General features: G+C 70.2%; 2 protein-coding genes. One reads left to right on the top strand and one right to left on the bottom strand.

The genetic code is table 11. From position 1 onward, the window contains the following. The coding region (locus Q0L11_RS19550) for a hypothetical protein (RefSeq protein ID WP_296599468.1) at positions 1–1346 on the top strand (1346 nt) is incomplete at its 5' end. A 16-nt stretch (positions 1347–1362) separates the two neighbouring features. On the opposite strand, the gene Q0L11_RS19545 is transcribed toward Q0L11_RS19550, so the two are convergent. Beyond that, positions 1363–2108: SDR family NAD(P)-dependent oxidoreductase (locus tag Q0L11_RS19545; protein WP_296599467.1), on the bottom strand; the 746-nt coding region annotated here is incomplete at its 5' end.

Raw genomic sequence — 2108 nt, 5'->3', positions numbered from 1 at the left:
TCGGCCATGGTCTTGGAGGGCTGGGCGCTCATGGCGCGCCTATAGCCGGACTCTCGGGGGAGGGCGAGGGGGCGTCGCGGCGGCGGACCTTCGACTTAACCCTGCCGCTTAAGGGCGCCTTCAGCGCCTGCGCGATTACCTGGGCGCGAGTAGGTAAAGAGGGCGTCGGCATGCGGGTGAAGACGAACGGCCGAGCGCTGGGCGCCGCGGCGGTGCTGGCGGCGGTGCTGACCTTCGTGACGGTCGGTGACGGCTCGGCGCCCAAGCCCGTGAGGGAACGCGCAACAGAGACCAGCGCGACCGCGGGAGGCCACTTCACACTGCCGAGGCGAGACTCGCGTGTGTCCACCGCCCCCCAGGAGGCCGCCGAAATCCCGCGCGATCCGCCGCCGCCCCCTTTCGCGCCGGAGCCGCAAGCCGAAATCCTCCAGGTAGTCAGCAGTCCCGACGCCTTGGTGCTGCGGGGCTTCCAGGGCGCCCTGGCCTACCTCGCGGTCTTCGTCACTGGGCATCTGGTTTTGCGCAGGCTGCGTTTTGGTTCCCGTTGGTCTTATTCAGGGCTCGGGTCCGCGTCCGCGCTACTATGCGTGGCTAGCCAGACCCCGTTGCAGGGATGGCGAAACCTGCTGGCGATGGGCAACCTGAGCTACTACCTCGCGATCCCGCTCCTGGCCGGCCTGATCATGGGCTTCGTCTACCAGTGGCGCGCAGGCTTCGAGCCGGACGGAGATGATCCGGCGCTGCTGGCGGCCACGCTCGAGGCGGAGGAGAAGGGCGACCGGGCCGTAGGCGCCCTGGTCGACACGGGGCAGGCGGAATATTTCGAGGGTCCGCTCCAGGTCCGCACCACCTTCCCTGTCGCGTTCGTCGCCGCGCTGCTGTCGTCGGGTGTGTTCGGGCTGGTGGCGATGGCCGCGGGGGTGCCAAGCGAGGTGCGCGGCTGGATGGAGAGCGGCCAGAACTTGGCGATGAGCGAGATGATCGCGCTGGGCATCCAGGCCCAGCTCCACGTCATCTTCCTGATGGGATTCATGGCGCCGGTCCCGTTTGCGGCGCTGGTCATGCTCGGCCAGGTGATCCTGCGGGCCTTCGACAAGACCTCGTACCGCGCCTATCTGCTGACGGGCGCGGCCTCGCCGTTGCTTCTGCTGCTGCTGCTGGGCCCGCTCGGCGTGCTTCTCGGTATGCAGGCCGCCCTGCCAATGGCGGTCGCGATGTGCGTCTACCGGAATATGGCCGGACTGGAGCCGAAGCGCATCAAGGAAGACATCCTGGTGCGCGACCGACGCGACCTCGTCGGCGCCGATCACGCACGCCGCCGCTTCGGGCGCGTGATCAAGGCCTAAGGCGAGGGGAGGCGGGTCACCGCGTCTGTCCGCCGTCCACCGGCACGATAGCGCCCGTCACGAAGCTGGCCAGGGGACTCAGCAGGAACGCGGCGGCGGCGCCGATCTCCTCCGGACGGCCGAAGCGGTTGAGGGGGACTTCGCGCTTGATCCAGCGCGCCCAGGCTTCGGCGCGGGGGCCGGTGGCGTTGGCTTCCCACGTGCCGCCCGGGAAGATGATGTTGCCAGGCGCGATGGCGTTGACGCGGACGTTCTTGGGGCCGGCGATGCGGGCCAGCTCCTTGGTCAGGTGGTTCATGGCCGCCTTGGAGGTGCCGTAGGTCAAGGCGGTGCCCAGGGCGCCCAGGCCGGCGATGGAGCTGATGAGGAGGATCGAGCCCTCGCCGCGCGGGGTCATGCGGCGCAGGGCGGCGCGCGAGAGGCGCCAGGCGGAGTCGAGGTTCTGGGTGAACCCGGCGTCCCAGGTCTCGTCGTCCACCTCGAAGCCGGGCGGGCAGGGGTAGAGGCCGACGTTGGCGACGGCGCCGAAGATCGGGCCGAATTCGGCCTCGGTCCGCTCGACGGCGTTGTCGATGACCTTGGTGTCGCGCATGTCGCCGGAGAGGGCGAAGAGGCGGTCTGCGCCGTAGGCTTCGGCCAGGCGCGCGCGCTCGGCCTCCAGCGCCTCGGCGCCGCGCGCGGTCATGGCGACCTTGGCCCCCTCGGCGAGGCAGGCCTCCACGATGCCCAGGCCGATGCCGCGGCTGGCGCCGGCGACGAAGA

Source organism: Phenylobacterium sp., from assembly GCF_024508875.1.
Lineage (GTDB): Bacteria > Pseudomonadota > Alphaproteobacteria > Caulobacterales > Caulobacteraceae > Phenylobacterium.
The sequence above is the reverse complement of the archived record's forward strand: the minus strand, read 5'-3'. Positions and strand labels throughout refer to the sequence as shown.